The organism is Pseudomonas oryzihabitans (genome assembly GCF_032027545.1).
Classification (GTDB): domain Bacteria; phylum Pseudomonadota; class Gammaproteobacteria; order Pseudomonadales; family Pseudomonadaceae; genus Chryseomonas; species Chryseomonas oryzihabitans_F.
This window is the reverse complement of record NZ_JAVSJB010000005.1, coordinates 286,105-312,268: the sequence shown is the minus strand read 5'-3', so window position 1 is coordinate 312,268 and position 26,164 is coordinate 286,105. Positions and strand designations below refer to the sequence as shown.

At 65.4% G+C, this 26,164-nt stretch carries 28 protein-coding genes; 21 read left to right on the top strand and 7 right to left on the bottom strand.

All coding sequences use genetic code 11. The features are described from left to right. Positions 1–83 precede the first annotated feature (83 nt). Positions 84–587, top strand: coding sequence for a tRNA adenosine(34) deaminase TadA (tadA, locus tag RND78_RS11005; protein WP_312728702.1), 504 nt, complete (start codon positions 84–86; stop codon positions 585–587). Here tadA and RND78_RS11000 read toward each other — a convergent pair. From RND78_RS11000 to RND78_RS10980, 5 genes are all read right to left on the bottom strand, one after another. Beyond that, on the bottom strand, positions 584–982 hold the full coding sequence (locus RND78_RS11000) for a SufE family protein (protein WP_312728700.1): 399 nt from the start codon (positions 980–982) through the stop codon (positions 584–586). The genes tadA and RND78_RS11000 overlap by 4 nt on opposite strands. Then, positions 979–2,187 (bottom strand): cysteine desulfurase, encoded by a 1,209-nt coding sequence (locus tag RND78_RS10995; protein ID WP_312728698.1) that lies wholly within the window; start codon positions 2,185–2,187, stop codon positions 979–981. Before RND78_RS10995 ends, RND78_RS11000 begins: the two co-directional genes overlap by 4 nt. 50 nt (positions 2,188–2,237) lie before the next feature. Beyond that, a complete protein-coding gene (gene dapD, locus RND78_RS10990; protein ID WP_312728696.1) occupies positions 2,238–3,272 on the bottom strand; it encodes a 2,3,4,5-tetrahydropyridine-2,6-dicarboxylate N-succinyltransferase in 1,035 nt (344 codons plus the stop codon). 70 nt (positions 3,273–3,342) lie between these two features. Continuing rightward, entirely contained in the window at positions 3,343–3,705 is a 363-nt protein-coding gene (locus tag RND78_RS10985) for an ArsC family reductase (protein ID WP_312728694.1), read from the bottom strand. Positions 3,706–3,836: 131 nt separating this feature from the next. Then, complete coding sequence (locus RND78_RS10980) at positions 3,837–4,277, bottom strand: YhcB family protein (protein ID WP_312728691.1); 441 nt, start codon at positions 4,275–4,277, stop codon at positions 3,837–3,839. Positions 4,278–4,462: 185 nt separating this feature from the next. Here RND78_RS10980 and RND78_RS10975 point away from each other — a divergent pair, with 185 nt between their 5' ends. The 6 genes from RND78_RS10975 (at position 4,463) to rpsI (ending at position 9,463) form a co-directional block, all read left to right on the top strand. Next, a complete protein-coding gene (locus tag RND78_RS10975) occupies positions 4,463–5,098 on the top strand; it encodes an alpha/beta fold hydrolase (protein ID WP_312728688.1) in 636 nt (211 codons plus the stop codon). Between the two features lie 41 nt (positions 5,099–5,139). Then, positions 5,140–6,486 carry a tryptophan--tRNA ligase gene (locus RND78_RS10970; protein WP_312728685.1) on the top strand — a complete coding sequence of 449 codons (1,347 nt, stop codon included), beginning with the start codon at positions 5,140–5,142 and terminating at the stop codon, positions 6,484–6,486. Positions 6,487–6,569: 83 nt separating this feature from the next. Beyond that, complete coding sequence (zapE, locus tag RND78_RS10965) at positions 6,570–7,664, top strand: cell division protein ZapE (protein ID WP_312728682.1); 1,095 nt, start codon at positions 6,570–6,572, stop codon at positions 7,662–7,664. Between the two features lie 54 nt (positions 7,665–7,718). Further along, positions 7,719–8,420, top strand: a complete 702-nt coding sequence (gene nfi, locus RND78_RS10960) for a deoxyribonuclease V (RefSeq protein WP_312728679.1) — start codon at positions 7,719–7,721, stop codon at positions 8,418–8,420. 206 nt (positions 8,421–8,626) lie between these two features. Beyond that, entirely contained in the window at positions 8,627–9,055 is a 429-nt protein-coding gene (rplM, locus tag RND78_RS10955) for a 50S ribosomal protein L13 (protein WP_007160609.1), read from the top strand. A 15-nt stretch (positions 9,056–9,070) separates the two neighbouring features. Next, positions 9,071–9,463, top strand: a complete 393-nt coding sequence (rpsI, locus tag RND78_RS10950) for a 30S ribosomal protein S9 (protein ID WP_312728676.1) — start codon at positions 9,071–9,073, stop codon at positions 9,461–9,463. 612 nt (positions 9,464–10,075) lie between these two features. Here the strand turns inward: rpsI and rne are convergent. Beyond that, a complete protein-coding gene (gene rne, locus RND78_RS10945; protein ID WP_312728674.1) occupies positions 10,076–13,357 on the bottom strand; it encodes a ribonuclease E in 3,282 nt (1,093 codons plus the stop codon). Positions 13,358–14,064: 707 nt separating this feature from the next. On the opposite strand from rne, the gene rluC reads away from it, so the two are divergent. The 3 genes from rluC to sppA are packed head-to-tail and all read left to right on the top strand — an operon-like array spanning position 14,065 to position 16,682. Then, positions 14,065–15,018, top strand: a complete 954-nt coding sequence (gene rluC / locus RND78_RS10940; protein WP_312728671.1) for a 23S rRNA pseudouridine(955/2504/2580) synthase RluC — start codon at positions 14,065–14,067, stop codon at positions 15,016–15,018. Next, on the top strand, positions 15,011–15,697 hold the full coding sequence (locus RND78_RS10935) for an HAD-IA family hydrolase (protein ID WP_312728669.1): 687 nt from the start codon (positions 15,011–15,013) through the stop codon (positions 15,695–15,697). The genes rluC and RND78_RS10935 overlap by 8 nt, the downstream gene beginning before the upstream one ends. Further along, entirely contained in the window at positions 15,690–16,682 is a 993-nt protein-coding gene (gene sppA, locus RND78_RS10930) for a signal peptide peptidase SppA (RefSeq protein WP_312728667.1), read from the top strand. Before RND78_RS10935 ends, sppA begins: the two co-directional genes overlap by 8 nt. Positions 16,683–16,703: 21 nt before the next feature. Here the strand turns inward: sppA and RND78_RS10925 are convergent, their stop codons facing one another. Then, positions 16,704–17,282, bottom strand: a complete 579-nt coding sequence (locus RND78_RS10925; RefSeq protein WP_312728664.1) for a Maf family nucleotide pyrophosphatase — start codon at positions 17,280–17,282, stop codon at positions 16,704–16,706. Positions 17,283–17,381: 99 nt separating this feature from the next. Between RND78_RS10925 and RND78_RS10920 the strand changes: the two genes are divergently transcribed. The 11 genes from RND78_RS10920 (at position 17,382) to RND78_RS10870 (ending at position 26,147) form a co-directional block, all read left to right on the top strand. Continuing rightward, the gene (locus tag RND78_RS10920) at positions 17,382–17,909 is read left to right on the top strand and encodes a YceD family protein (protein WP_312728661.1); all 528 of its coding nucleotides are present in this window, start codon (positions 17,382–17,384) and stop codon (positions 17,907–17,909) included. 10 nt (positions 17,910–17,919) lie between these two features. Continuing rightward, positions 17,920–18,102: a 50S ribosomal protein L32 gene (rpmF, locus tag RND78_RS10915; RefSeq protein ID WP_007160601.1), complete on the top strand. Its 183-nt coding sequence runs from the start codon at positions 17,920–17,922 to the stop codon at positions 18,100–18,102. A gap of 6 nt (positions 18,103–18,108) precedes the next feature. Beyond that, positions 18,109–19,098, top strand: coding sequence for a phosphate acyltransferase PlsX (plsX, locus tag RND78_RS10910; protein ID WP_312728856.1), 990 nt, complete (start codon positions 18,109–18,111; stop codon positions 19,096–19,098). Between the two features lie 82 nt (positions 19,099–19,180). Beyond that, on the top strand, positions 19,181–20,116 hold the full coding sequence (fabD, locus tag RND78_RS10905) for an ACP S-malonyltransferase (RefSeq protein ID WP_312728658.1): 936 nt from the start codon (positions 19,181–19,183) through the stop codon (positions 20,114–20,116). A gap of 16 nt (positions 20,117–20,132) precedes the next feature. Further along, complete coding sequence (gene fabG / locus RND78_RS10900) at positions 20,133–20,876, top strand: 3-oxoacyl-ACP reductase FabG (RefSeq protein WP_312728655.1); 744 nt, start codon at positions 20,133–20,135, stop codon at positions 20,874–20,876. Positions 20,877–21,042: 166 nt separating this feature from the next. Then, the gene (gene acpP, locus RND78_RS10895; RefSeq protein WP_007160597.1) at positions 21,043–21,279 is read left to right on the top strand and encodes an acyl carrier protein; all 237 of its coding nucleotides are present in this window, start codon (positions 21,043–21,045) and stop codon (positions 21,277–21,279) included. 138 nt (positions 21,280–21,417) lie between these two features. Next, positions 21,418–22,662, top strand: coding sequence for a beta-ketoacyl-ACP synthase II (gene fabF, locus RND78_RS10890; RefSeq protein ID WP_312728652.1), 1,245 nt, complete (start codon positions 21,418–21,420; stop codon positions 22,660–22,662). Further along, positions 22,662–23,474: an aminodeoxychorismate lyase gene (gene pabC, locus RND78_RS10885; RefSeq protein WP_312728854.1), complete on the top strand. Its 813-nt coding sequence runs from the start codon at positions 22,662–22,664 to the stop codon at positions 23,472–23,474. Before fabF ends, pabC begins: the two co-directional genes overlap by 1 nt. A gap of 3 nt (positions 23,475–23,477) precedes the next feature. After that, a complete protein-coding gene (mltG, locus tag RND78_RS10880; protein WP_312728650.1) occupies positions 23,478–24,536 on the top strand; it encodes an endolytic transglycosylase MltG in 1,059 nt (352 codons plus the stop codon). Then, entirely contained in the window at positions 24,533–25,171 is a 639-nt protein-coding gene (tmk, locus tag RND78_RS10875) for a dTMP kinase (RefSeq protein WP_312728647.1), read from the top strand. Before mltG ends, tmk begins: the two co-directional genes overlap by 4 nt. After that, positions 25,164–26,147, top strand: coding sequence for a DNA polymerase III subunit delta' (locus tag RND78_RS10870; RefSeq protein WP_312728644.1), 984 nt, complete (start codon positions 25,164–25,166; stop codon positions 26,145–26,147). Before tmk ends, RND78_RS10870 begins: the two co-directional genes overlap by 8 nt. The last annotated feature ends 17 nt before the right edge of the window (positions 26,148–26,164 follow it).

Here is a 26,164-nt window from a genome sequence, read left to right as displayed (position 1 = left end):
AGTGTGTACCAGCGTTCGTGATTCCTCGCGGCTGGTCTCGGCCGACGAGGGCGGTATCATTGGCCTTTGTCCAGAGTTCAGCCATGGCCCGCTTTCGTCCGCTACCCATCATCGACCGCAGTCGAGATGACCTCTTCATGCGCGAAGCGCTCGTGCTGGCGGAGCAGGGCGCCCTGCAGGGCGAGGTGCCGGTCGGTGCCGTGGTGGTGGTGGATGGTGAAGTCATCGGCCGCGGCTTCAATCGCCCCATAGGTGCCCACGACCCCAGCGCCCACGCCGAGATGGAGGCCATTCGCGCCGCCGCCGCGTGCCTGGCCAACTACCGGCTTCCGGGCGCCACCCTCTACGTCACCCTGGAGCCCTGCAGCATGTGCGCCGGACTGATCGTGCACAGCCGCATCCAGCGCCTGGTCTACGGCGCCAGCGAGCCGCGTGCCGGCATGGCGCAGAGTCGCGGTCGCTTCTTCGAGCAGGATTTTCTCAACCACCGGGTGCTGGTGGAGGGCGGGGTGCTGGCCGAGGCCTGTGGCCAGGTGCTGACCGATTTCTTCCGTGCGCGGCGCAATCCGGTGGCCGGTGAAACCTAGGTCGCCAGTTCGCGCATCCGCGCAAGCACCGCATTCAGGCCGTTGCTGCGCGATTGCGACAGCTGCCGTTCCAGTCCGAGTTCGCTCAGCCAGCCGTGGATGTCGAGGCGGCCCAGCTCTTCGCGGGTCAGGCCATTGGCGCGCACCAGCACCACGGCGAGCAGCCCCTTGAGCACCCGGGATTCGCTGCTGGCGCGAAAGAAATGGCGATCGCCCTGGGCTTCATGGGTCAGGCGCACCCGGCTTTCGCAGCCCTGCACCAGGTCCTCGTCACGCTCTTCCAGTACCGCAGGCAAGCGCTCCGCCCACTGCAGCAACAGGCGCGAGCGTGCCTCCCAGCCCTTGGCGATGACGAAGGCGCGGCGCGCCTCCGCCGCATCGGGAAGCAGATTCATCGCAGCAGCTCCAGGGCATTGTCCAGCGCGGTAAAGAAGCGCTGCAGGTCGTCGGCATCGTTGTACAGCCCCAGGGAGACCCGCAGCGCGCCGGGCGCCTGCAGCGTCTGGAACAGCGGCATGGCGCAGTGCTGACCGGCACGCACGGCGATGCCCTGTTCACCCAGCAGGTGGGAAAGATCGCCGACCTCAACGCCCGCGACCCGGAAACTGGCCAGGGCGATCTGCGGCTCCCCGAGAATCCGCACTCCGTCGCGGGCGGCAAGACCGGCCAGCAACTTCAGACTCAGGGCTTGCTCGTGACTGCGGATGAGCGTCTCGTCCTGTCCCTGCAGCCAGTCGACCGCCGCGCCCAGGGCGATGGTCGCGCCGATGGGTGGCGTCCCCGCCTCGAAGCCCAGGGGCGCGGCATGGAACCGGGCGTCGCTGAAGGTGGTATGGCGCACCATCTCGCCACCGAACTGCCAGGGCTTGAGCTGCGCCAGGCAGTCGGCCTTGCCCCAGAGCACGCCGATGGCTTCCGGCGCATAGAGCTTGTGGCCGGAGAAGACATAGAAGTCGGCGTCGAAGTCGCTGGGTCGATGGCGGCCATGGACCGCGCCCTGGGCCCCATCCACCACCAGCCAGGCCGGCGAACGAGCCCGTACCAATTCGGCGAGTTCCGCCAGCGGCTGCCAGGTGCCGAGCACATTGGACAGCTGGCTCACCGCCACCAGTCGAGTCTTGGCGCCCAGCAACGCCTTGGCGGCGTCCAGATCCAGATGGCCGCTGGGTGTCAGGGGAATTACCTTCAGCTGCAAGCCCCGGCGCTGGGCCAACTGCTGCCAGGGCAGCAGATTGGCATGATGCTCCAGGGCACTGATCAGGATTTCGTCACCGGGAGCGAAGGCGTCTTCCAGCCCATAGGCCAGCAGATTGAGCGCCTCGGTCGCCCCCCGGGTCAGCACCACCTCCTGCGGCGAGGCCGCGCCCAGCCAGGCGGCAATCCGCCCTCGCGCGCCTTCGTAGGCAGCGGTGGCGCGCTCGGCCGCCCAGTGCTGGGCGCGGTGCACATTGGCCGCGCCCAGGCGGTAGCTGGCCAGCAGGGCATCCAGCACCACCTGGGGCTTCTGCGCCGTGGCGGCGCTGTCGAGGTAGGTGATGCCGTCGGCGGCGAAGGCGGTGAAGGCCGGAAATTCGGCTCTCCAGGGGGAGGGTAGCGACATGGCGGCAACTCCGGGGTAGCCCGCCCGGGGCGGGCTGCCCGGTGGTGGACTCAGTTGTGCGCGTGCAGCGCTTCGTTGAGTTCGATGGCGGTCTTGTTGGTCTTGCACTCCACCGCCCCGGTTTCCGAATTGCGGCGCAGCAGCAGATCGCTCTGACCGGCCAGCTCACGGGCCTTGACCACTCGCACCAGCTGGTTCTGGTCGTCCAGTACCGCCACCTTGGTGCCAGCGGTCACATAGAGACCGGACTCCACGGTACAGCGATCCCCCAGCGGGATGCCGATGCCGGCATTGGCGCCGATCAGGCAGCCTTCGCCAACGCTGATGATGATGTTGCCGCCGCCCGACAGGGTGCCCATGGTAGAGCAACCGCCGCCCAGGTCCGAGCCCTTGCCGACGAAGACGCCTGCGGAGACGCGGCCTTCGACCATGCCGGGACCGGCGGTGCCAGCATTGAAGTTGACGAAGCCTTCGTGCATCACCGTGGTGCCTTCACCCACGTAGGCACCCAGGCGCACGCGGGCGGTATCGGCGATGCGTACCCCGGCCGGCACCACGTAGTCGGTCATCTTGGGGAACTTGTCCACCGAGAAAACTTCCAGCAGCTTGCCACGCAGGCGGGCTTCCAGTTGCTCGGCCGGCAGTTCGACCAGGTCGACGGCGCCCTGGTTGGTCCAGGCCACGTTGGGCAGCAGGGCGAAGATGCCGCTGAGATTCAGGCCGTGCGGTTTCACCAGGCGATGGGACAACAGGTGCAGCTTCAGGTAGGCCTCGGGAGTGGAGGCGGGCGCTGCGTCTTCGGCCAGCAGGGTGGCCACCAGCGGCTTGGTGCTCTCGGCCAGGCGGGTCAGCAGTGCCGATTGCACCGGGTCGATGCCCTTGAGCGCCTCGGCCAGGCCACGGGCCTGGGCAGGAGCGAAGGCGATGGCCTGGTTGCCGCCCTGGTAGTCGAGCAGCGGCGCGACCGCCGCGACCAGCTCGGGAGAGGGATTCAGCAGGGGCTGTGCATAGAAGACTTCGAGCCAGGCATCCTGGCGATTCTGGGTGCCGACACCGAAGGCGATACTGAAGAGGGCATTCGACATAAGACTGTTCCTTTGCAAAGGCACCGATCCGGTCGGTGCAAGATGTTCGGTAATGAGGGTGGCCGCGGGGTCAGTTCAGGGCCGCGGCATAGAACTCGGGCTTGAAGCCCAGCAGGGTACGGTCGCCCAGATCGAGCACGGGTCTCTTGATCATCGAGGGCTGCGCCAGCATCAGGTCGATGGCCTTGGCGGTATCCAGGTCGGCCTTCTGGGCGTCGTCGAGCTTGCGGAAGGTGGTACCGGCGCGATTGAGCACCTTCTCCCAGCCGTGCTCCGCGCACCAGGCGACCAGTCGCTCGCGGTCGATGCCGCTCTGCTTGTAGTCATGGAAGTGATAGGCCTGGCCGTGCTCGTCGAGCCATTGGCGGGCCTTCTTCATGGTGTCACAGGCCTTGATGCCGTAGAGGCTCAGGCCACTGGCCGCTGCGGGCATGGCGTTCTCCTGCGAAAGACTGCAACCGCGGATTATGCCATGTCAGGCCGGAAAAGGGCCGGGCGTCGCAGCGCGACGGGGAAGGGTGGGAACAAGACGGCAAAAGGCCGGGCTAGGTCCGGCCTCAGGAATCAACCGCGGCTCTTCACGCCATAGGTCTCGTCGAGCGTGCCCGGCGTGCCGTCACCCTTGGGCGCGTAATCCTTGGGCGCCTCGGCCGGACCATCGATCCGCTCGCGGCTGGTGGGATAGCGCTGTTCGGCGCTGTGCAGCGACGCCAGCAGATGCTGCCGGGTCAGCTCGTCCTGCGCCAGGCGCTCGGCGCCTTCGGACAGATGGGTCTGCATGTCCTGGTAGGTCTGGGTGAGCTTGCGCACCAGGCCGGCCGTGGTGCTGAAGTGACTGGTAACCTCGTGCTGGTAGTCGTCGAACTTCTTCTGCAGATCATCCAGTTGGCGCTGAACCCGGTTCGGCGCGGCGCCTGGCAGCAGACGCGCCAGCAGAAAACCTATCCCGACCCCGATCAGCAGCGCGACCAGGGGCAACAACCAGGTAGTGAGCGACTGTTCCACGAAACTTCCTCTATGAGCGGCTTTGCTTTACGGTAACGGCAGACCGGCGAGCCTGTACACTGGGTTGCGTCTTCTGCCATTCGCTGGGCGTCATCATACCCCGCACTCAGGCATCGCGCAGGATCGACCCTATCAAAATCAATTCCTTGGATGAGCACTGTGCGTCCGGGGTCACGGAGTCAAACGTGTCAGCCCGTGAAGAATCCCTGCTGCTGGAGGGCCCCGCGGGCACTCTGGAAGCCCTGTACCAGCGTCCGGCCGAACCCCTCGGCGCTGTCCTCCTCTGTCATCCCCATCCGCTCCATGGGGGCACCATGCAGAACAAGGTGGTCGCCACTCTGCAGCGCATCGCCCGTGACGCCAACCAGGCTACCCTCAGATTCAACTTCCGTGGTGTCGGTGCCAGCACCGGTGTCCATGCCGGTGGCGAAGGCGAAATCGACGATGCCGCTGCCGCCGTGACCTGGCTGCGGGAGCGCCATCCCGACCTGCCGCTCACCCTCTGTGGCTTCTCCTTCGGCTCCTGTGTCGCGGCCTGCCTGGGCGGTCGCCTGGAAGGCGAGGGCGTCGCGGTGGCGCGGCTGTTCATGCTGGCGCCGCCGGTGGAGCGCTTCGCGGTCGACGGTCGTCTACCCGAGCGGGCGCAGCTGACAGTCATCCAGCCCGAAGCCGACGAGGTGGTCACCCCCGCGCGGGTCTACGCCTGGTCCGCCACCCTCGAACGGCCTCACGAACTGCTCCGCGTGCCCGAGTGCAGCCACTTCTTCCATGGCAAACTCGTCGAACTCAAGGAACTGGTCCTGCCACGCCTGCAGGCCTGACCTCTTCAGATAAGCCCTCGTCTCGGATTTCCAGCGCCTCCATGACCACTCGTATCCTCACTGGCATCACCACCACCGGTACCCCGCACCTGGGCAACTACGCCGGGGCCATCCGTCCCGCCATCCGCGCCAGCCTGGCTGCCGATGCCGATTCCTTCTATTTCCTCGCCGACTACCACGCCCTGATCAAGTGCGACGACCCGGCGCGTATCCAGCGCTCGCGCCTGGAGATCGCCGCCACCTGGCTGGCCAGCGGCCTGGACCCGGAGCGGGTGACCTTCTATCGCCAGTCCGACATCCCCGAGATTCCCGAACTGACCTGGCTGCTCACCTGCGTCGCCGGCAAGGGCCTGCTCAACCGCGCCCATGCCTACAAAGCCGCAGTGGACCGCAACCTGGAGCAGGGCGAGGACCCCGATGCCGGGGTGACCATGGGCCTCTACAGCTACCCGGTGCTGATGGCGGCGGACATCCTCATGTTCAACGCCCTGCGCGTACCGGTCGGTCGCGACCAGATCCAGCACGTGGAAATGGCCCGCGACATCGGCCAGCGCTTCAACCACCTGTTCGGCAACGGCCGTGACTACTTCGCCTTGCCCGAGGCGGTCATCGAGGAAAGCGTCTCTACCTTGCCCGGTCTCGATGGCCGCAAGATGTCCAAGAGCTACGACAACACCATCCCCTTGTTCGGCAGCGCCACGCAACTCAAGGACGCCATCGCCCGCATCGTCACCGACTCGCGCCTGCCTGGCGAGCCGAAGGACCCGGACAGCGCCCACCTCTTCACCCTCTACCAGGCCTTCGCCACGCCCGAGCAGAGCGCGGCCTTCCGCGCGGCCCTGCTGGGCGGCCTCGCCTGGGGCGAAGCCAAGGGCCAGCTCTTCGAACTGCTCGACACCGAACTGGGCGAGGCCCGCGAGCGCTACGCCACCCTGATCGCCCGCCCCGACGACCTGGAAGACATCCTGCTGGCCGGCGCCGCCAAGGCCCGCCGCTACGCCACGCCCTTCCTCGGCGAACTGCGCGAAGCCGTGGGCCTGCGCTCGCTCAAGACCCAGGTCGCCACTGGCGGCGCCAAGAAGAAGGCCAGCAAGACCGCCCGCTTCGTCAGCTTCCGTGAAGGTGACAGCTTCCGTTTCCGCCTGCTCGACGCCGACGCTACCGAACTGGCGCTGTCCATCCCCTTCGCCGAAGCCAAGACCGCCGGCATCACCAGCAAGCAACTGGTCACGACGCCGGCCAGTGTTGTAGCGGGCGAGGGCAATGGCTTCCAACTGCTGCTGGACGGCAAGGTGGTGGCCGAAGGCGTCGCCAGCGATTCGCCTGCCGCGCGCGATGCCCTCATCGAGCGGACCCGCAGCGCCCTGGCGCAATTGGCCGAAGCCTGACGGCACCCGCGGTCCCCGGCGTTGTCAACGCCAGGGACCGCCATTACAGTGACCACCTTTTTTCTACCCGACCAGAAGCCGCCATGACCCCCCTCGAGCGTTACCAGGCCGATCTCAAACGCCCGGAGTTTTTCTACGATGCCGCCCAGGAAGAGGCCGTCCGTCACCTGCAGCGGCTCTATGACGACCTGCTCGCCGAGCCCGCGTCCAAGGGCGGCCTGTTCGGCAAGCTGCTCGGGCGCAAGACGGTCACCCCGATCAAGGGGCTGTATTTCTGGGGTGGGGTAGGGCGCGGCAAGACCTACCTGGTCGACACCTTCTACGACGCCCTGCCGTTCAAGCAGAAGATGCGCACCCACTTCCACCGCTTCATGAAGCGCGTGCATGAAGAGCTACGTACCCTCAAGGGCGAGAAGAATCCCCTGACCATCATCGCCCGGCGCTTCGCCGACGAGGCGCGGGTGATCTGCTTCGACGAATTCTTCGTTTCCGACATCACCGACGCCATGATCCTGGCGACCCTGCTCGAAGAGCTGTTCAAGAACGGCGTGAGTCTGGTCGCTACCTCCAACATCGTGCCCGACGGTCTCTACAAGGACGGCCTGCAGCGCGCGCGCTTCCTGCCGGCCATCGCCCTGCTCAAGGAACACACCGAGATCGTCAACGTCGACAGCGGCGTGGACTATCGCCTGCGCGCCCTGGAGCAGGCCCAGCTCTATCACTATCCGCTCAGCGAAGAAGTCGAGACGGCGATGGCCAAGAGCTTCCGCTCGCTTACCGTCGAATGTGCCGAACTCTGCGAAGACGTGCCGCTGATGATCGAGAATCGCGAGATCCGCGCCCGGCGTACCTGCGATGACGTCGCCTGGTTCGACTTCCGCGCCCTCTGCGACGGTCCTCGCAGCCAGAACGACTACATCGAGCTGGGCAAGATCTTCCAGACCGTGCTGGTTTCCAATGTCGAGCGGATGGACGCGCTCAAGGACGACATGGCGCGGCGCTTCATCAACCTGGTCGATGAATTCTACGACCGCCAGGTCAAGCTGATCCTGTCCGCCGAGGTCGAGCTCAAGGACCTCTATTCCGGTGGTCGGCTGGAGTTCGAATTCCAGCGTACCCTCAGCCGCCTGCTGGAAATGCAGTCGCAAGAGTATCTGGCCCGTCCGCACAAGCCCTGAACCCTGCCTGGGTTGGAGGATCAATCCTTTGACTCAGATTCTTGGGAGCAGCTCGTGAATTCCGACCCCTTCGCCGACTGGGACGGCTCGCCCGCCCAGGCGCGCACTCTGCAGAAACAGCTGGCCAAGCAGGTTCGCCTGGAGGATGACTTCGGTTCGCCGCGGCGTTACGCCGGGGTCGACGTGGGCTTCGAGGAGGGCGGGGAGATCACCCGCGCGGTGGCCGTCCTGCTGGATGCCGAGACCCTGCAGCCGCTGGCCCATGCCATCGCCCGCATCCCCACCGTGATGCCCTATGTGCCGGGATTGCTATCCTTCCGCGAACTTCCGGCCTTGCTGCAGGCGTTGCAAGAATTGCCGGAAACCCCGGATCTGGTGTTCTGCGATGGCCACGGCATCGCCCATCCGCGGCGCCTGGGTATTGCCGCTCATCTGGGGGTGGTCACCGGTCTGCCGACCATCGGCGTCGCCAAGAAGATCCTCACCGGTCACCACGGCGAACTGGCCGAGGCCCGCGGCAGCCAAGTCGAGCTGCTGGATCGCGACGGTTCGGTGATAGGGACGGTCGTGCGCAGCAAGGATAGGGTGAAGCCGCTGATCGTTTCGCCCGGCCATCGTGTCAGCCTGGCCGCCGCGCCCGCACTGGTCATGGCCTGTGTCAGGCGCCATCGCCTGCCGGAACCGACACGGCTGGCCGACCACCTGGCCTCCCGACGACAAGGGTCGGTGGCTACCCAGGCGCTGTTTTCTTTCTAACTCGCGATTGCTTTTTCGTCCTGAACGGGTATCATGCCGCAGCTTTCTTGGCGGGGGATGCCTAAGCCTGCCGAGATCGCCGTAGCGGACGCCGACCCGAGCCCCCGAAGAGCGTCTGTTTCCGGCTGCCCCTGACTTGTCTGGGGTTGCACTGTTGTGTAGAATTTGCCGTCTTTTTACCAGGGCGGCCTCTGAGGCCATAGAGAATGAAAACTTTCACCGCAAAACCGGAAACCGTTAAGCGCGACTGGTACGTCGTCGACGCTGCTGGCCAGACTCTGGGTCGTCTGGCTACTGAAATCGCCACTCGCCTGCGTGGCAAGCACAAGCCCGAATACACCCCTCACGTTGACACCGGCGACTACATCGTCGTCATCAACGCCGAGCAGGTTCGTGTGACCGGTGCCAAGACTACCGACAAGATGTACTACCATCACTCCGGTTTCCCGGGTGGCATCAAGTCGATCAACTTCGAAAAGCTGATCGCCCGTGCTCCCGAGCGCGTCATCGAGACCGCCGTCAAGGGTATGCTGCCGAAGAACCCGCTGGGCCGCGACATGTATCGCAAGCTCAAGGTGTACAAGGGTGCGAACCATCCGCACACCGCTCAGCAGCCCCAAGAACTCAAGTTTTAATCGGGATAGTACAACATGTCGGCAACTCAAAATTACGGTACCGGCCGTCGTAAGACTGCCACCGCTCGTGTCTTCCTCCGTCCGGGCACTGGCAAGATCTCCATCAACGATCGCACCCTGGACACCTTCTTCGGTCGCGAGACCGCGCGCATGGTCGTGCGTCAGCCCCTCGAGCTGACCGAGACCCTGGAGAAGTTCGACATCTACGTTACCGTCGCTGGCGGTGGTGTAAGCGGTCAGGCCGGTGCCATCCGTCACGGCATCACCCGCGCCCTGATCGAGTACGACGAAGGCTACCGCAGCTCCCTGCGCAAAGCCGGCTACGTCACTCGTGACGCCCGTGAAGTCGAGCGTAAGAAAGTCGGTCTGCGCAAAGCGCGTAAGCGTCCGCAGTACTCCAAGCGTTAATCCCTCGGGATACGCTCGAAAACCCAGCCATACGGCTGGGTTTTTTTATGCCTGGAATTTTTCGAGCAACGATGGTGGGGCGTCAGCTCTAGCAGCTCGGCGGGTGCGAGTTGTCGAAAGGCTCGCGGTCATTCCGTCAGGGTTTTCTGCGGCTATGCTGCCCGGGGCTGAGGATGTGCCAGGGTGGTAGGTGCCGGCAGCGCGTTGATGTTGTGCTCGGTACCCGCCTGTGTCGGCGGTCTGGCGTGGCTGTGGGTCGAGGCGGTTTCGCTGTCGAAGTCCGGCAGGCATAGTCTGGGACGCAGGCTGCGCAGCAGGGCGTTGAGCCTCGCGAGGTTCAGTGACCAGGTCCCATAGGGCTGCCTGGGTAGCCTGGGTCGGGTAAGAGGTTGCTCCATTGCAGCAGCCCAACAGGTAGGTAGGGTGGGCCCTAGGCCGTGGTGCTCCGTAGTCCCTCTGCTCGCCACCTTGCCGTCTAAGGGCCTGGGGTGGCCGAGGCGCCCTTGGGGGTTGTAGGTCCAGCTCATGGATCTCGCTGGCGCCAGGCTCAGCCTTGAATCCCTGGCATGAAAAAGGGGCGCCTGAGCGCCCCTTTTTCATTTACGCCGTGAATCAGTTGGGATGATTTTCCCGCGATTCGTTGCGCTTACGCTCGAGCTCGGATTCCGCCTGCCTGGCTTCCTCTTCCTTCGATACGTCTGCCTTGGGCTCTTCCTGCGAGGTGACTTCCTCGGCAGGCGGAGCGACAGTGGCAGGTTCTTCCTGGGCGGCGCTGGGTGCGATTTCAGCGGGCTGCTCGATCACGACCGGAGCCGATTCCGCTTCAGCAGCAGGAACTTCCTCTTGAGCCGCAGGCGCTTCCTGCGGCTCCACGGTTCCTACCGCTGCGGTCGCGAAGGTTTCCTCGGTCTCGGCGATGGCGCCCAGGGTGGGGGCTTGAGCGTCCTGCTCAGCCTGCTTGGCGCGTGCAGCTTCGGCTTCGCGGGCCAGGCGTTCACGACGACGACGCTCGCGCGGGTCATTGGAGGCGCGACCGATGGCCGATTCGGTGGCTTCGGTCTCGACCGGGGCTGCGGGGATGGGCGCGGTGGTCGTCACGGGAGCGACCTGCTCGGCGACCGGAGTGGCGATCTCCACCTCCTGGTGCGGCGCACGCTCGTCCTGCAGTTGGCTCGCACTGGGCGTGAGGATTTCCGGTTGGGCAGGTGCCTCGGCAGTCGGCTGTTCTACCGGAGTCTCCGCGGAAGCTTCAACAGCGGGGGTGTCGGCCACGGTTGCCGATGCCTGCTGACGCGCTTCGCGTGCCTCTTCCTGGGTGGCGACGGCGGTCACGCTCTCGCTGACCACGACGGCGGTGCCCAGGGCGACTGCAGCGGGCGCGACAGCAGCATCGTTGCCTGCAGCGCTCTGCTCTTCGTCGTCGATGAAGTTGCCATTGGCATCGCGCTGGCGTTCGCGACGGTTGCTGCGGCGGCGCTGACCGCGGGACCGGCGACGCGGACGCTCTTCGCCTTCTTCCAGCTCGTCGTTACCTTCCAGTACTTCTTCTTCGTTCAGCTCTTCGGCGCTGGTCGCTACTTGACGCTCTTCGCGCGCCTTGCGCTCTTCGCGGGGCAGACGCTCTTCGCGAGGCTTGCGCTCTTCGCGAGGCTGACGCCCTTCGCGAGCCGGACGCTCTTCGGCGCTCACGAGCTCTTCGCCCGGTTGGCGCTCTTCGCGGGGCTGACGCTCTTCGCGAGCGGCGCGCTCTTCGCGAGGCTGACGCTCTTCGCGAGCGGGACGCTCTTCACGGGGTTGACGCTCTTCGCGAGTGGCTCGCTCTTCGCGCGGTTGACGCTCTTCACGCGGTTGGCGCTCTTCGCGGGGCTGACGCTCTTCGCGAGGCTGGCGCTCTTCGCGGCTGGCGCGCTCTTCACGGGGTTGACGATCCTCGCGAGGCTGACGCTCTTCACGTGGCTTGCGCTCTTCCCGAGCCGGGCGATCGCTACGCTCGCCACGGTCGGCGCGCGGCTGACGCTCTTCGCGGGGCTTGCGCTCGTCATCGCGGCGGCCTTCGCGGCGGCGATTCTGCTGGCGACCGTTACGGCGCTCGTCCTGGCGGCGCTGCTCGTCGCTGCTCTTGGCGGTTTCCGGCGCAGCGACGGCCTTGTCGGCCAGCGGCTGCTCCTCGGTCTTGCCGGCGAACAGGCTGACCAGGGATTTCACCAGGCCCTTGAACAGGTTGGGCTCGGCTGCTGGCTTGGCGGCAACTACAGTCGCCGGGGCGACGACCTCGGCGGTCACCGGCGTGGGGGCCGGGGCGCGCTCGGGTGCTACCTTGACCGCTGCTTCCTGGCGTACCAGGGTGCGGGTCGAGCTGACCGGCAGCACTTCTTCGGCTTCGGTATTGGCCATCTCGTAGCTGGACTGGCTATTCAGCAGCTCAGGGTTGTCGTCACGCAGACGCTGCACTTCGAAGTGCGGGGTCTCGATGTGGTCGTCCGGCAGGATGATGATGCGGACACGGGTGCGCAGCTCGATCTTGGTGATGCTGTTGCGCTTCTCGTTGAGCAGGAAGGAGGCGACCTGGATCGGCACGTGGGCGCGAACCTCGGCGGTGCGATCCTTCAGGGCTTCTTCTTCGATCAGGCGCAGGATCGCCAGCGACAGGGATTCCACGTCGCGGATGATGCCCTGGCCATTGCAGCGCGGGCAGACGATGCCGCTGGTCTCGCGCAGGGAAGGGCGCAGGCGCTGGCGGGACATTTCCAGCAGGCCGAAGCGGGAGATGCGACCGATCTGCACGCGGGCGCGGTCGGCTTCCAGGGCTTCACGGACGCGGTCTTCCACGGCGCGCTGGTTCTTCACCGGGGTCATGTCGATGAAGTCGATGACGATGAGGCCGCCGATGTCACGCAGACGCAGCTGGCGGGCGATTTCCTCGGCCGCTTCCAGGTTGGTCTGCAGCGCGGTTTCCTCGATGTCGCCGCCCTTGGTGGCGCGCGCCGAGTTGATGTCGATGGAAACCAGGGCTTCGGTGGGATCGATGACGATGGAGCCACCCGACGGCAGCTTCACTTCACGCTGGAAGGCGGTCTCGATCTGGCTTTCGATCTGGAAGCGATTGAACAGCGGAACGCTGTCCTGGTACAGCTTGATCTTGCTGGCGTACTGCGGCATCACCTGGCGGATGAAGCTCAGGGCTTCTTCCTGGGCTTCGACGCTGTCGACCAGGACCTCGCCGATGTCCTGGCGCAGGTAGTCGCGAATGGCGCGAATGATCACATTGCTTTCCTGGTAGATCAGGAAGGGGCCCTTGCGCTCGCCCGAGGCCTCGGTGATGGCCGACCAGAGTTGCAGCAGGTAGTCGAGGTCCCACTGCAGCTCTTCGGTGCTGCGGCCCAGGCCGGCGGTGCGCACGATCAGGCCCATGTCGCCGGGGGCGTCCAGGCCGTTCAGGGCTTCGCGCAGCTCGTTGCGCTCTTCACCCTCGATGCGGCGGGAGATGCCGCCCGCGCGGGGGTTGTTGGGCATCAGCACCAGGTAGCGGCCGGCGAGGCTGATGAAGGTGGTGAGGGCGGCGCCCTTGTTGCCGCGCTCTTCCTTTTCGACCTGGACGACTACTTCCTGGCCTTCGGAGAGCACTTCCTTGATGTTGACGCGGCCTTCCGGGTTCTTCTTGAAGTATTCCCGGGAGATTTCCTTCAGCGGAAGAAAGCCGTGGCGATCGGCACCGAAGTCGACGAAGGCGGCTTCCAGGCTGGGTTCGATGCGGGTGATGCGGCCTTTGTAGATGTTGGCCTTCTTCTGTTCGCGGGCACCGGACTCGATGTCCAGGTCGAACAGGCGTTGACCGTCGACCAGGGCAACCCGCAATTCCTCGGGTTGGGTCGCGTTGATGAGCATTCTTTTCATGTAATACCACTACGTTCCGGGCTCTCGGTCCGAGTGGTGGCAACAGGATTCGAAAGAAGGGTGCGCGGGGGTCGTATCGAAGCCGGGTAAAGCCGGCCTTCGTGTCCAGCAGCAGGCCCGGGGGCGTGCCGCGACTACGTCTCCTGCAGGCGCTCGAGCGACTGCCTTTGCAGCTCCACAGGAGGAGGAATCAACCAGGCATGGTGCGGGCGTGACAGCCGAAAGGCTCGGGCAGCCGGGTCGTCGCTGGATTCGTGTCAGGTGTCGCTCGGTTGGAGCATCGGCCGTTGGCCTTGAGGCTTCCACCTGCGATCGTCACCTTGGCCGAAGCTGGGCGCGAAGCGGGCTGCAGGCGTACTGTCAGGCTACGCGATACGCTGGTTGTGCATCTCCATCCTGCACACAATCTTCAGTAATCAGGTGCCGCCCGCAAGGTCCGGAGCGGTTGTCGTTTTACAGCTGGCACCCTGGGTGCCGCTGCCTTGGTTACCAGGCGGATCGCGGATCGCCACTCGCCCCCTTGGGTAGAATCGGCGACCCGCTGGACGGCCAGACGTCCAGTGACTATTGCATTTGCAGCTTCTAATCCGCGGGCGGAATCGACGGCCTCGCGAGCGGTGCCATCCAGACAGGACTGATAACCGCCTCCGGACTATAGCAGCAAGCTTTAAGTGCTTCAAATCAGGGAAAATTGCTATCATCCAACGATGACTAAGCCTCCCTCTCCCAGCACCGGCGTTCAGTTGCTCGACGTGCCCGCCGACTATGCCGGTCAGCGCATCGACAACTTCCTGCGTACCCAGCTCAAGGGCGCACCCAAGACCCTCATCTATCGCATCCTGCGCAAGGGCGAGGTACGGGTGAACAAGGGGCGCATCAAGCCCGATTACCGCCTGCAGGCGGGTGATCAGGTGCGGGTGCCCCCCTTGCGTCTTTCCGAGCCCGACGAGCCAGCGCCCCTGGCCAGGGGACTGCTCGAGCGGCTGGAAGGCTCCATCGTCCACGAAGACAAGACGCTCATCGTCATCAACAAGCCGGCGGGTATCGCCGTGCATGGTGGCAGCGGCCTGTCCGGCGGGGTCATCGAAGTCTTCCGGCAGTTGCGGCCCGAGGCGCGCGATATCGAACTGGTCCATCGCCTCGACCGGGATACCTCCGGGCTGCTGATGATCGCCAAGAAGCGCAGCATGCTGCGCTTCCTGCACGAAGCCCTGCGCGGCGATGGCGTGGACAAGCGCTATCACGCCCTGGTGCGCGGCCACTGGCCGGCGGCGAAGAAGAAGATCAACGCCCCGCTGCTGAAGAACACCCTCAGATCCGGCGAGCGCATGGTCGAGGTCAACGACGAGGGCAAGGATGCGCTCACCGAATTCCGCGTGCTGCGTCGCTATGGCGAGTTCGCCACCCTGGTGGAGGCACGTCCGGTGACCGGGCGGACCCACCAGATCCGCGTCCACGCCCGCCATGCCGGTCATGCCATCGCCGGCGATCCCAAGTACGGCGACGAAGACTTCTCCCTGGAGATTCGCGAGCTGGGCGGCAAGCGCCTGTTCCTGCATTCGGCGAGCCTGGTGATTCCGTTGCCCGAAGGCGGCGAGCTACGCCTGGAGGCGCCGGTCGACAGCACCTGGAGCCAGACGCTGGAGCGTCTGGATGCCTGATTACCAGCTGCTGATCTTCGACTGGGATGGCACCCTGGCCGACTCCATCGGCCGCATCGTCGAGGTGATGCACGTGGCGGCCGAGCGGTTGGGGCTGCCGCCCCGCAGCGACGCGGCCATCAAGGGCATCATCGGCCTGGAACTGGTCGCCGCCATCCAGACCCTCTATCCGCACCTGGTCACCCAGGCGCAGCTCGATGGCTTCCGCGACGCCTACAGTGCCGAGTTCGTCCGCCGTGAGCAGACGGCCTCGCCGCTGTTTCCCGGGGTGCTCAGCGGACTGCAGCGTTTTCGCGCCCAGGGCTATCAGTTGGCCGTGGCGACCGGGAAGAGCCGGCGAGGCCTGGCTCGCTCGCTGCAGCAGCATGGTTTGAGCGATTTCTTCGACATCACCCGCTGCGCCGACGAGGCCGCCGGCAAGCCTGATCCGCAGATGGTGCGGGAAATCCTCGCCCATTGCCGCGTGGCGCCGGAGCGTGCGCTGCTGGTGGGTGATGCGGTGTTCGATCTGGAAATGGCCCGGCGCGCCGGGGTCGATGCGGTAGGTGCCGGCTATGGTGCTCAGCCGGCCGAGGTGCTGAGGGATTTCGCGCCGCGGTTGGTGATCGAAGCTTTCGCGGACCTGGCGCTATGGCTGGGTGATAACGATATGGTCAGGAGAGAGGTCGGGCATGGCTGATGAATGGAAAGAAGAGCGCGGGCAGGTGCGCCCGTCTGACGACAAGACCTGGGCCCTGATCGAGAAGACCATGCTCGCCAGCGTGCAGGAGCAGCGGCGGGCGCGGCGCTGGGGCATCTTTTTCAAGCTGCTCACCTTCGCCTACCTGATTCTCATGTTGGTGCTGTTCACGCCGCTGCTGTCGCTGGGTAAGAAGGGTGGGGTGACCGAGTCCGGTGCCCATACCGCGCTCATCGAGCTCAAGGGCGTGATCGCCGACGACGAAAAGGCCAGTGCCGACAATGTGGTGACGGCGTTGCGCAAGGCCTTCGAGGACAGCAATACCCGTGGGGTGGTGCTGCGCATCAACAGTCCAGGCGGCAGTCCGGTGCAGTCCGGCTACATCTATGACGAGATCAAGCGGCTGCGCGGTCTGCATCCCGACATCAAGCTGTACGCGGTGATCGCCGACCTGGGCGCCTCGGGAGCCTACTACGTGGCCAGCGCGGCCGATGCCATCTATGCCGACAAGGCCAGCCTGGTCGGCTCCATCGGCGTGACGGCGGCTTCCTTCGGCTTCGTTGGCACCATGGATAAGCTGGGCGTGGAGCGCCGGGTCTATACCTCCGGCGAACACAAGGCCTTCCTCGATCCTTTCCAGCCGCAGAAGCCCGAGGAAACCCGCTTCTGGCAGCAGGTGCTGGACACCACGCACCAGCAGTTCATCGACAGCGTCAAGAAAGGCCGCGGTGATCGGCTCAAGGTCGAAGGCCATCCGGAGCTGTTCTCCGGGCTGGTCTGGTCCGGCGAGCAGGCACTCTCCCTGGGGCTGATCGATGGCCTCGGCAGCGCCAGCTACGTGGCGCGGGACGTGGTCAAGGAAGAGCGCCTGGTGGATTTCACCCAGGAAGACTCGCCCTTCGATCGCTTCGCCAAGCGCCTCGGGGCCAGCGTCGCGGAGCGGCTCGCGCTCTACATGGGCTGGCAGGGCCCTACGCTGCGCTGACAGGGCGCCTCTGCAGGTGACCTAGGGCACCTGCAGACCCGCTTCGCGCAGCAATGCGGCCAGGCGGATGAGGGGGAGGCCGATCAGGCTGGTCGGATCCTCGCCCTGCATGGCTTCGAAGAGGGCGATGCCGAGGCCCTCGGCCTTGAAGCTGCCGGCACAGTCGTAAGGTTGTTCCGCCAGCAGGTAGCGGTCGATGGTCGCACCATCCAGCTGGCGGAAGCGCACCTGGAAGTCCACGACTTCGCTGCGGCACTGACCGGTATGGCTGTCCAGCACGGCCAATCCGGTATGGAACACCAGGGTGCGCCCACTGGCCCGTGCCAATTGCTGGTGGGCCCGTTCGTGACTCAGGGGTTTGCCAAGAATCTCGCCGTCGATGGCGGTGGCCTGGTCCGAGCCGATGATGAGTGTGGCTTGCGGTTGATCGCCCAGGGCAGCGGCCTTGGTTCGAGCCAGGCGCTCCACCAGCGCTCTGGGGCTCTCGCCGGGCAGGGGTGTTTCATCGATGTCAGGCGACCGATGAGTGAAGGGCAGGCCGAGCCTTTCCAGCAATTGGCGGCGGTAAGGCGAGCTGGATGCGAGTAGAATACGGGGCATCAGTTTGTTCTCGGGCGAGGCCGACCAGAGGTCGGTCGGTGTCGCTTCGGGGTTAATTTCCTTTGACAGCCGTAAGGCCGTCCCTATAATGGCGCGCTTATGTTGAATGGGCCAATTCCACCTCAGGTCGATCCTCGCAAATTGGCGGATCGCGGCGTAACCCTCAAGGGTGAGCTGCCTCTCGCGAACATGCGGCGTGTCGGCGAGCAGCTCGTGAAGTCCGAAGGCGCGGTAGCCGTCGTCCTCGACTTCGGGCGTGATCAACAGCGGCAGTTCGTCATCCATGGTGTCCTCGATACCGCGGTCGAGATGATCTGCCAGCGTTGTCTGGAGCCGGCAATGATTCCCATCCACAGCGAATTCGATTTCGCCGTGCTCTGGGAAGGAAAGTCGGCCGATGCCTTGCCACAGGGTTACGATGCCCTGGAGGTTGGCGAAGATCCACTGGATCTGCATAGCCTGGTCGAAGAGGAGCTTTTGCTCGCACTGCCGATCATTCCTACGCATCCAGAAGGGGCTTGCCAGCATCCGGAAGGTTTCGAGGCGCCCGAAGAGCCGGCGGACGAGGAAAAGCGGCCCAATCCGTTCAGTGTACTTGCGCAGTTGAAGCGTGACCCAAACGTTTAGGAGTTAAATCATGGCTGTTCAGCAGAACAAAAAATCCCGTTCCGCTCGCGACATGCGTCGTTCGCACGACGCCCTCGAAGCGAACGCCCTGTCCGTGGAAAAGAGCACCGGTGAAGTTCACCTGCGCCACCACGTGTCGCCCGACGGTTTCTACCGCGGTCGCAAAGTGATCGACAAGGGTTCCGACGAGTAATCCTCGATCGAAACCGTCATCGCGATCGATGCAATGGGCGGGGACTTCGGTCCCCGCTGCGTTGTTCCTGCTTCACTAAGCGCCCTCGAGCGTTTCCCCGCGTTAAATCTTCTGCTCTGTGGCCAGCGCGACGCCCTGTCGGCCTGGTCCCCTCCCGCTTCACTCGCAACTCGTCTGCAGTTCGAATACGTCGACTCCGCCGTTGGTCCTGATGAGCGGCCGGCCAGTGTCGTGCGCAGCCGCACCCGCACCTCCATGCATGCTGCCCTGGAGGCCGTCCAGCAGGGGCGCGCCCACGGCTGCCTGAGCGCCGGCAACACCGGCGCCTGGATGGCGCTGGCGCGACTGCTGCTCGGCACCCTGCCAGACATCGATCGGCCCGCCATGATGTCGGCCTTGCCCGGCCGGAGTGAGCATCAGTCGCTGTTGCTCGATCTGGGCGCGAATCTCGATCCCTCCGCCGAACAGCTGGTGCAGTTCGCCTACCTGGGCGCCGGCGCGGCCCAGGCGCGCGGTCTCGCCAGGCCACGGGTCGCCTTGCTCAATGTCGGTCGCGAGCCGGGCAAGGGCACGCCGGTGATCCAGGAAGCGGCTCGACAGCTTGCCCAGAGTCAGGCCTTCGCCTTCATCGGCTTCGTCGAGGGCAGCGATCTTTATGATGCCGTTGCAGACGTGGTGGTCTGCGACGGCTTCACCGGCAATGCGGTGCTCAAGTCCGGCGAGGCTTTGCTGCGACTGGTGGTGGAGCGGTCCGGACGAGCGTCCTGGCTGGAACGTCGGCTGCTGCAGCCTTGGCTGGCCCGGCGTTTTCGCCACTGGGACCCGGAGCTGCGCAACGGGGCGAGCTTTCTGGGCTTGAACGCCGTGGTGGTGAAGAGCCACGGCGCAGCGAGCGAAGTCGGTCTCGTTCAGGCCATCGAGCGGGCGCTGCGCGATGTGGAGACTGATCTCCCGCAACGTATCCGGTTAAACTTGGCGGCCCTGAAAGCGGTGTGACCGACCGGTCGACACCGACATCTCAGTCTATCCGTGGCGGAACAGCGTGTTCGCCAGCAATGGACCCACAAGAGACCTGCCTATGTCTGCCTCTCTCGCTTTCGTCTTTCCCGGCCAGGGTTCCCAAGCCCTGGGCATGCTGGGCGAACTGGCCGCGCACCATGCGCTGATCGGCGAAACCTTCGCGGAAGCTTCCGCCGTGCTCGACTACGATCTCTGGGCGCTGACCCAGCAGGGCCCGCAGGAGTCGCTCAATCAGACCGACCGTACCCAGCCTGCCATTCTGACCGCCTCCATCGCGCTGTGGCGGCTGTGGCTGGCCGAGGGGGGCGCCAAGCCCGCCTACGTCGCCGGCCATAGCCTGGGCGAGTACTCCGCGCTGGTCGCGGCGGGCAGCCTGCCGTTCGCCGAAGCGGTACGCCTGGTAGCGCGTCGCGGTGAATTGATGCAGCAGGCCGTGCCTGCCGGGCAGGGCGGCATGGCCGCCATCCTCGGCCTGGAAGATGCCCAGGTCCAGGCGGCCTGCGCCGAAGCCGCGCAGGGCGAAGTGGTGAGTGCCGTCAATTTCAATGCGCCGGGTCAGGTGGTCATCGCTGGTGCCGCGGCTGCCGTGGAGCGTGCCATCGAGGCCTGCAAGGCACTGGGTGCCAAGCGCGCCGTCGCCCTGCCGGTGAGCGTGCCGTCCCACTGCGAACTGATGCGCCCGGCGGCCGAGCGCTTCGCCGAGGATGTGCGTGGCTGCACCTGGAGTCAGCCGGAGATTCCGGTCGTGCAGAACGTCAATGCCGGCGTGAACACCGACCTGGCCAGCGTGCAACAGGATCTGCTGGCCCAGCTGTACAGCCCGGTACGTTGGGTCGAGTCCGTGCAGTACCTGGCCGCCCAGGGCGTCACCCACCTGGTGGAGTGCGGCCCCGGCAAGGTGCTGGCCGGCCTGAACAAGAGATGCGTCAAGGGCGTGGAAACGCTGGCCCTGGACACCCCCGACGCCTTTGCCGCCGCGCGCGCGGCTTTTTGAATCCGAGGAAAACGAGATGAATCTGCAAGGTAAGGTCGCCCTGGTCACGGGTGCTACCCGTGGTATCGGTCAAGCCATCGCCCTGGAACTGGGTCGGCTTGGCGCTACCGTGATCGGTACCGCGACCAGCGAGGCGGGCGCCCAGCGCATCGCCGAGTCGCTCAAGGCCAATGGCATCGAGGGCACCGGCCTGGTGCTCAACGTGTCCGACAGCGCCTCCGTCGCCGCTGCCCTCGAGCAGGTCCAGGCGCAATTCGGCGCTCCGTCGATCCTGGTCAACAATGCCGGCATCACCCGCGACAACCTGATGCTGCGGATGAAGGACGATGAGTGGTTCGACGTGATCGATACCAACCTCAACAGCCTGTTCCGCCTGTCCAAGGCCGTGCTCAAGGGCATGACCAAGGGCCGCTGGGGTCGTATCGTCAGCATCGGCTCGGTGGTCGGTGCCATGGGCAACGCCGGTCAGGCCAACTACGCTGCCGCCAAGGCCGGTCTCGAGGGCTTCACCCGGGCCCTGGCCCGCGAGGTGGGTTCGCGCAACATCACCGTCAACGCGGTGGCCCCTGGTTTCATCGATACCGACATGACCCGTGAGCTGCCCGAAGCCCAGCGCGAAGCGCTACTGACCCAGATTCCTGCCGGTCGCCTCGGGCAGGCCGACGAAATCGCCAAGGTGGTTGGCTTCCTGGCGGGTGAGGGCGCGGCCTATGTGACCGGCGCCACGATCCCCGTGAACGGCGGAATGTACATGAGCTGACCGGCGTTACCCCGCGCGGCTATTGCGCTAAGCTGGTAAACTGTCGGACCAGCAATGGCCGCGCATACGTCTTGATGTCGCGTCAGCTTGAAATACGGAAATCCCTTTCTATACACTTACGCGCAATCCGTTGTGCGGATTTTTCCTTTAGGAGTGAGAACACGGTATGAGCACCATCGAAGAACGCGTTAAGAAGATCGTCGCTGAGCAGCTCGGCGTGAAGGAAGAGGAAGTTACCAACAGCGCTTCCTTCGTCGAGGATCTGGGCGCCGACTCCCTTGACACCGTCGAACTGGTGATGGCTCTGGAAGAGGAATTCGAGACCGAAATCCCGGACGAGCAGGCTGAGAAGATCACCACCGTCCAGGAAGCTATCGACTACATCGTTGCTCACCAGCAATAAGTAGTCGCCAGTTTCGGACACAAAAAGCCGCACGTCCTGTAGGGCGTGCGGCTTTTCTTTAGGTCCAGGGTTCTAACTCGTTGGAATCGGCTTTTTTCAAGAGGGGTGGCCGCCCCGGAAGGACAAGAGGAGTTGGGTGTGTCGCGTAGACGTGTCGTGATCACGGGTATGGGCATGGTATCGCCGCTTGGCGCGGACGTAGCCAGCAGCTGGGAAGGCATCCTTGCCGGCCGCAGTGGCATTGCGCCGATCGAGCATATGGACGTCTCTGCCTTCAGCACGCGGATCGGCGGATCGGTCAAGGGATTCGACGTGGAGCAGTATCTGTCCGCGAAGGAAGCCCGCAAGCTGGATCTGTTCATCCAATACGGTCTCGCTGCCAGCTTCCAGGCCATGCGTGACAGCGGCATCGAAGTCAACGAAGCCAATCGCGAACGCATCGGCGTCGCCATGGGTTCGGGCATCGGTGGCCTGACCAACATCGAGGCGAACTGCCAGTCGCTGCTCGAACAGGGTCCACGCCGTATCTCCCCCTTTTTCGTACCGGGTTCCATCATCAACATGGTGTCCGGTTTCCTGTCGATCCACCTGGGTCTGCAGGGCCCCAACTATGCCATCGCCACCGCCTGTACCACGGCGACGCATTGCATCGGCATGGCCGCGCGCAACATCGCCTACGGTGAGGCCGATGTGATGGTGGCCGGTGGTTCGGAAATGGCGACCTCGGGTCTGGGGCTGGGTGGCTTCGGCGCCGCCCGCGCCTTGTCGACCCGCAATGACGACCCGACCCGTGCCAGCCGTCCCTGGGATCGTGATCGTGACGGCTTCGTGCTGTCCGACGGTGCCGGTGCCCTGGTGCTGGAAGAATACGAGCATGCCAAGGCGCGTGGCGCCCGTATCTACGCCGAGCTGATCGGCTTCGGCATGAGCGCGGATGCTTATCACATGACTGCGCCTTCGGAAAACGGCGATGGTGCTGCGCGCTGCATGCGCGCCACCCTCAAGGATGCCGGCATCGCGCCCGAGGCGGTTGACTACGTCAACGCCCACGGCACCTCCACGCCGGCTGGCGACCTGGCCGAAGTGGCTGCCCTCAAGCAGGTGTTCGGCGACCAGGCCAAGCGCCTGAGCGTGAGTTCCACCAAGTCCATGACCGGTCACCTGCTGGGTGCTGCCGGCGCGGTGGAAGCCATCTTCACGGTACTGGCGCTCCGCGACCAGGTGGCGCCGCCCACCATCAACCTGGACAATCCCAGCGACGGCTGCGACTTGGACTTCGTGCCCCACGAGGCGCGGCAGCGGCCCATCGAAGTGGCTCTGTCCAATTCGTTCGGCTTCGGTGGCACCAACGGCAGTCTGGTGTTCCGGCGCTTCCACGCTTGATCCAGGACTGGCTCAACGGCCAACCGCTGGACGCCGGTCTGCAACGCGACCGGGGTCTGGCCTATGGCGATGGGCTGTTCGAGACCATTGCCGTGCGCCGTGGCCAGCCCCGGCTGCTGGAGCGCCATCTGCAGCGGCTGGTCACGGGCTGCCAGCGGTTGCGTATTCCCTGCGACATCGCCCAACTGGACGCCGAGATACGTGCCTACGCGGCGCGGCTGGGGGAGGGCGTCGCCAAATTGTTGCTCACCCGCGGCGATGGCCTGCGTGGGTACGCCCCGCCGGCCGAGCCCGACGTGCGACGGTTGTTGCTGGGGTCGCCCGCGCCGGCCTATCCCGCAGCTCATGCGGACGAGGGCATCGCCCTCTATCCCTGCGCGACGCGCCTGGCTTGCCAGCCGCTGCTGGCCGGACTCAAGCACCTCAATCGGCTCGAACAGGTACTGGCCCGCGGCGAGTGGAGCGGTACCGACTATGCCGAGGGCCTGATGCTGGATCAGGAGGGTCGACCGATCGAAGGCGTGTTCAGCAACCTGTTCCTGGTCCATGCCGGCCGGCTGCTGACTCCGGTGCTCGACCGTTGCGGTGTTGCCGGAGTGATGCGGGGTCTGATCCTGGACATCGCCGCTCGGGAAGGCTTCGAGGCCGAGGTCCTGCCGGTCTCCCTGGACGATCTGGTGCAGGCCGATGAGGTTTTCCTCTGCAACAGCCAGTTCGGTATCTGGCCCGTGCGCCGGTACGCAGCCGCGAACTGGTCCGTGGGGCCGCTGACCCGTAAACTGCAAGGTTCGATAAACGAGATTCTGGAATAGCCGATGCGCAAGGCGAGAGCTCTGCTGACGGCGCTGCTGGCAGTCGGCGGCCTGCTGGTGATCCTGGCCGGCTGGCGCCAGCATCAGGCGCTGGTCCAGCCGCTGAAGGTCGATGGCGAGCAACTGTTCGAGATCGGCAAGGGTGCCACTCCGGGTGGCAGCCTGCTGCGCCTCGAACAGGAGGGGGTGCTCAAGGGTGCCTTCTGGTTACGCCAATACTGGAACTTCAACCTCGCCGATCAGACGCTGCACAGCGGTGAGTATCGTCTGACGCCCGGTATGACGGTGCAGGATCTCTTGGCCCTGTGGCGCAAGGGCGAGGTCGTGCAATACGGCGTCACCCTGGTGGAAGGCTGGAACTTCCGCCAGGTCCGTGCCGCCCTGGCGCGGCAACCCAAGCTGGACCATGACACCGCCGACCTGGACGATGCTGCCCTGATGAAGCGCCTTGGCCTGGATGGCCAGTACCCCGAGGGACGCTTCTTCCCCGACACCTACCGCTACGTGAAGGGCCAGCGCGAATCGGACCTGCTGCGCCAGGCCAACCAGCGCCTGCAGGCTGTGCTCGATAAGGAATGGCAGGAGCGTGATCCCGCGGTTCCCTACCAGGACGCCTACCAGGCCCTGATCATGGCCTCGCTGGTGGAGAAGGAGACCGGCGTACCCGAGGAGCGCGACGAGATCGCCGGGGTGTTCGTTCGCCGTCTGGCGGCCGGGATGCTACTGCAGACCGATCCCACGGTGATCTACGGCATGGGCGAGCGCTACAGCGGTCGCATCACCCGTGCCGACCTGCGCGAGCCGTCGCCCTACAACACCTATCTGAATGCGGGGTTGCCGCCCACGCCCATCGCCATGCCCGGACGCGAGGCCATCCATGCTGCCCTGCATCCCAAGGAAGGCGACAGCCTCTACTTCGTCGCCCGGGGCGACGGCAGCCACGTCTTTTCCAAGTCACTCGACGAGCACAACCAGGCGGTGCGCGACTTCCAGCTCAAGCGGCGCGCCGATTACCGCTCCAGTCCCGCGCCCCAGACGCCTGAAACCAAGGAAACGCCATGACGGGAAACGGCCTGTTCATCACCCTCGAAGGCCCTGAGGGCGCCGGCAAGAGTACCAATCGCGACTATCTGGCCGAGTTGCTGGGCGCTGCCGGACGCGAGGTGGTCTTGACCCGCGAGCCAGGCGGTACGCCCCTGGCCGAGCGCATCCGCGAGATCCTGCTGACCCCGGCCGCCGAGCCCATGGCGGTGGATACCGAGCTGCTGCTGATGTTCGCGGCGCGGGCCCAGCACCTGGCCCAGGTCGTTCGTCCTGCGTTGGCGCGTGGTGCCCTGGTGCTCTGCGACCGCTTCGTCGATGCGACCTATGCCTATCAGGGCGGTGGTCGTGGCGTCCCCACGGCACGTATCGCCACCCTGGAAGCCTTCGTGCTGGGCGATCTGCAACCCGACCTGACCCTGGTATTCGACCTACCGGTGGAGATCGGCCTGGCCCGGGCTGCCCGTCGCGGCGCCCTGGACCGCTTCGAACAGGAGCAGCGGGCCTTCTTCGAGGCCGTGCGCCAGACCTACCTGGAGCGCGCCAAGGCGGTGCCGCAACGCTATCGCATCATCGATGCCTCGCGCAGCCTGGCCGAGGTACAGGCCGATCTGCGGGCGCTGGTCGCGCACCTGGAGCCGACGCTCGGTGGCTGACGTCTATCCCTGGCAGGAAGAGCTCTGGGCACGGATCTGGCCCCGGCGCCAGCACCCGCATGCCTATCTGCTGCACGGTCCGCGTGGCATCGGCAAGCGCGACCTTGCCGAACGCCTGGCCCAGTTGCTGCTGTGTCAGTCACCCCAGGGCGCGGCACCCTGTGGTCAATGCAAGGCCTGCGCCCTGCTCAAGGCCGGCACCCATCCGGATTACTGCGTGATCCAGCCGGAAGAGGCCGAGAAGCCGATCCGGGTCGACCAGATTCGCGCGCTGGTGGACTTCGTCACCCAGACCGCGCAACTCGGCGGGCGCAAGCTGATCCTGCTGGAGCCGGTCGAGGCGATGAACCTCAATGCCGCCAACGCCCTGCTCAAGAGTCTGGAGGAGCCCTCGGGCGCCACGGTGCTGCTGCTGGTCAGTCACCAGCCGAGCCGGCTGCTGCCCACCGTGCGCAGCCGTTGCGTGCAGCAGGCCTGCCCAGTCCCGACACGGGCGGAGAGTCTTGCCTGGCTGGCTGAACGCCTGCCGGAACTCGATGAGGAGGTGCGCATGCAACTGCTCGTGCTGGCCGGCGGTTCGCCACTGGCGGCGCTACGCTTGCATGGCGAGGAGGTACTCGCCCGGCGCGCCCTGGTAGTGGACGGGGTCAAGCGCCTGCTCAAGCGCCAGGCCGCGCCCAGCCAACTGGCCGAGAGCTGGAACGCCGTGCCCCTGCCGCTGCTGCTGGACTGGTTCTGCGAATGGACCCATGGCGTGCTGCGCCAGCAATGGGGTGGTGCGGATGCGGAAGCCGCACCGGACATGGCCAAGGTGCTCGGCTATCTGGCGGAGAAGACCACGGCGACCGAGGTCCTGGCCGTACAGGAGTGGCTGCACGCCAAGCGGCAGAAGGTGCTGGGCAAAGCCAACCTCAACCGCGTATTGTTGCTGGAGTCGCTGTTGATCCGCTGGGCTGGCCTGGTGCCTGGCCGCTAGCGATCCGCTCGTATCGC

Coding starts and splice junctions, on each gene's coding strand:
- rluC (WP_312728671.1), top strand. CDS start 14,065: ATGACTAAGCCTCCCTCTCCCAGCACCGGCGTTCAGTTGCTCGACGTG.
- rplM (WP_007160609.1), top strand. CDS start 8,627: ATGAAAACTTTCACCGCAAAACCGGAAACCGTTAAGCGCGACTGGTAC.
- fabD (WP_312728658.1), top strand. CDS start 19,181: ATGTCTGCCTCTCTCGCTTTCGTCTTTCCCGGCCAGGGTTCCCAAGCC.
- zapE (WP_312728682.1), top strand. CDS start 6,570: ATGACCCCCCTCGAGCGTTACCAGGCCGATCTCAAACGCCCGGAGTTT.
- mltG (WP_312728650.1), top strand. CDS start 23,478: ATGCGCAAGGCGAGAGCTCTGCTGACGGCGCTGCTGGCAGTCGGCGGC.
- RND78_RS10935 (WP_312728669.1), top strand. CDS start 15,011: ATGCCTGATTACCAGCTGCTGATCTTCGACTGGGATGGCACCCTGGCC.
- sppA (WP_312728667.1), top strand. CDS start 15,690: ATGGCTGATGAATGGAAAGAAGAGCGCGGGCAGGTGCGCCCGTCTGAC.
- RND78_RS10995 (WP_312728698.1), bottom strand. CDS start 2,187: ATGTCGCTACCCTCCCCCTGGAGAGCCGAATTTCCGGCCTTCACCGCC.
- RND78_RS11000 (WP_312728700.1), bottom strand. CDS start 982: ATGAATCTGCTTCCCGATGCGGCGGAGGCGCGCCGCGCCTTCGTCATC.
- RND78_RS10920 (WP_312728661.1), top strand. CDS start 17,382: ATGTTGAATGGGCCAATTCCACCTCAGGTCGATCCTCGCAAATTGGCG.
- tmk (WP_312728647.1), top strand. CDS start 24,533: ATGACGGGAAACGGCCTGTTCATCACCCTCGAAGGCCCTGAGGGCGCC.
- rpmF (WP_007160601.1), top strand. CDS start 17,920: ATGGCTGTTCAGCAGAACAAAAAATCCCGTTCCGCTCGCGACATGCGT.
- fabG (WP_312728655.1), top strand. CDS start 20,133: ATGAATCTGCAAGGTAAGGTCGCCCTGGTCACGGGTGCTACCCGTGGT.
- RND78_RS10985 (WP_312728694.1), bottom strand. CDS start 3,705: ATGCCCGCAGCGGCCAGTGGCCTGAGCCTCTACGGCATCAAGGCCTGT.
- rne (WP_312728674.1), bottom strand. CDS start 13,357: ATGAAAAGAATGCTCATCAACGCGACCCAACCCGAGGAATTGCGGGTT.
- RND78_RS10970 (WP_312728685.1), top strand. CDS start 5,140: ATGACCACTCGTATCCTCACTGGCATCACCACCACCGGTACCCCGCAC.
- rpsI (WP_312728676.1), top strand. CDS start 9,071: ATGTCGGCAACTCAAAATTACGGTACCGGCCGTCGTAAGACTGCCACC.
- acpP (WP_007160597.1), top strand. CDS start 21,043: ATGAGCACCATCGAAGAACGCGTTAAGAAGATCGTCGCTGAGCAGCTC.
- dapD (WP_312728696.1), bottom strand. CDS start 3,272: ATGTCGAATGCCCTCTTCAGTATCGCCTTCGGTGTCGGCACCCAGAAT.
- tadA (WP_312728702.1), top strand. CDS start 84: ATGGCCCGCTTTCGTCCGCTACCCATCATCGACCGCAGTCGAGATGAC.
- RND78_RS10925 (WP_312728664.1), bottom strand. CDS start 17,282: ATGCCCCGTATTCTACTCGCATCCAGCTCGCCTTACCGCCGCCAATTG.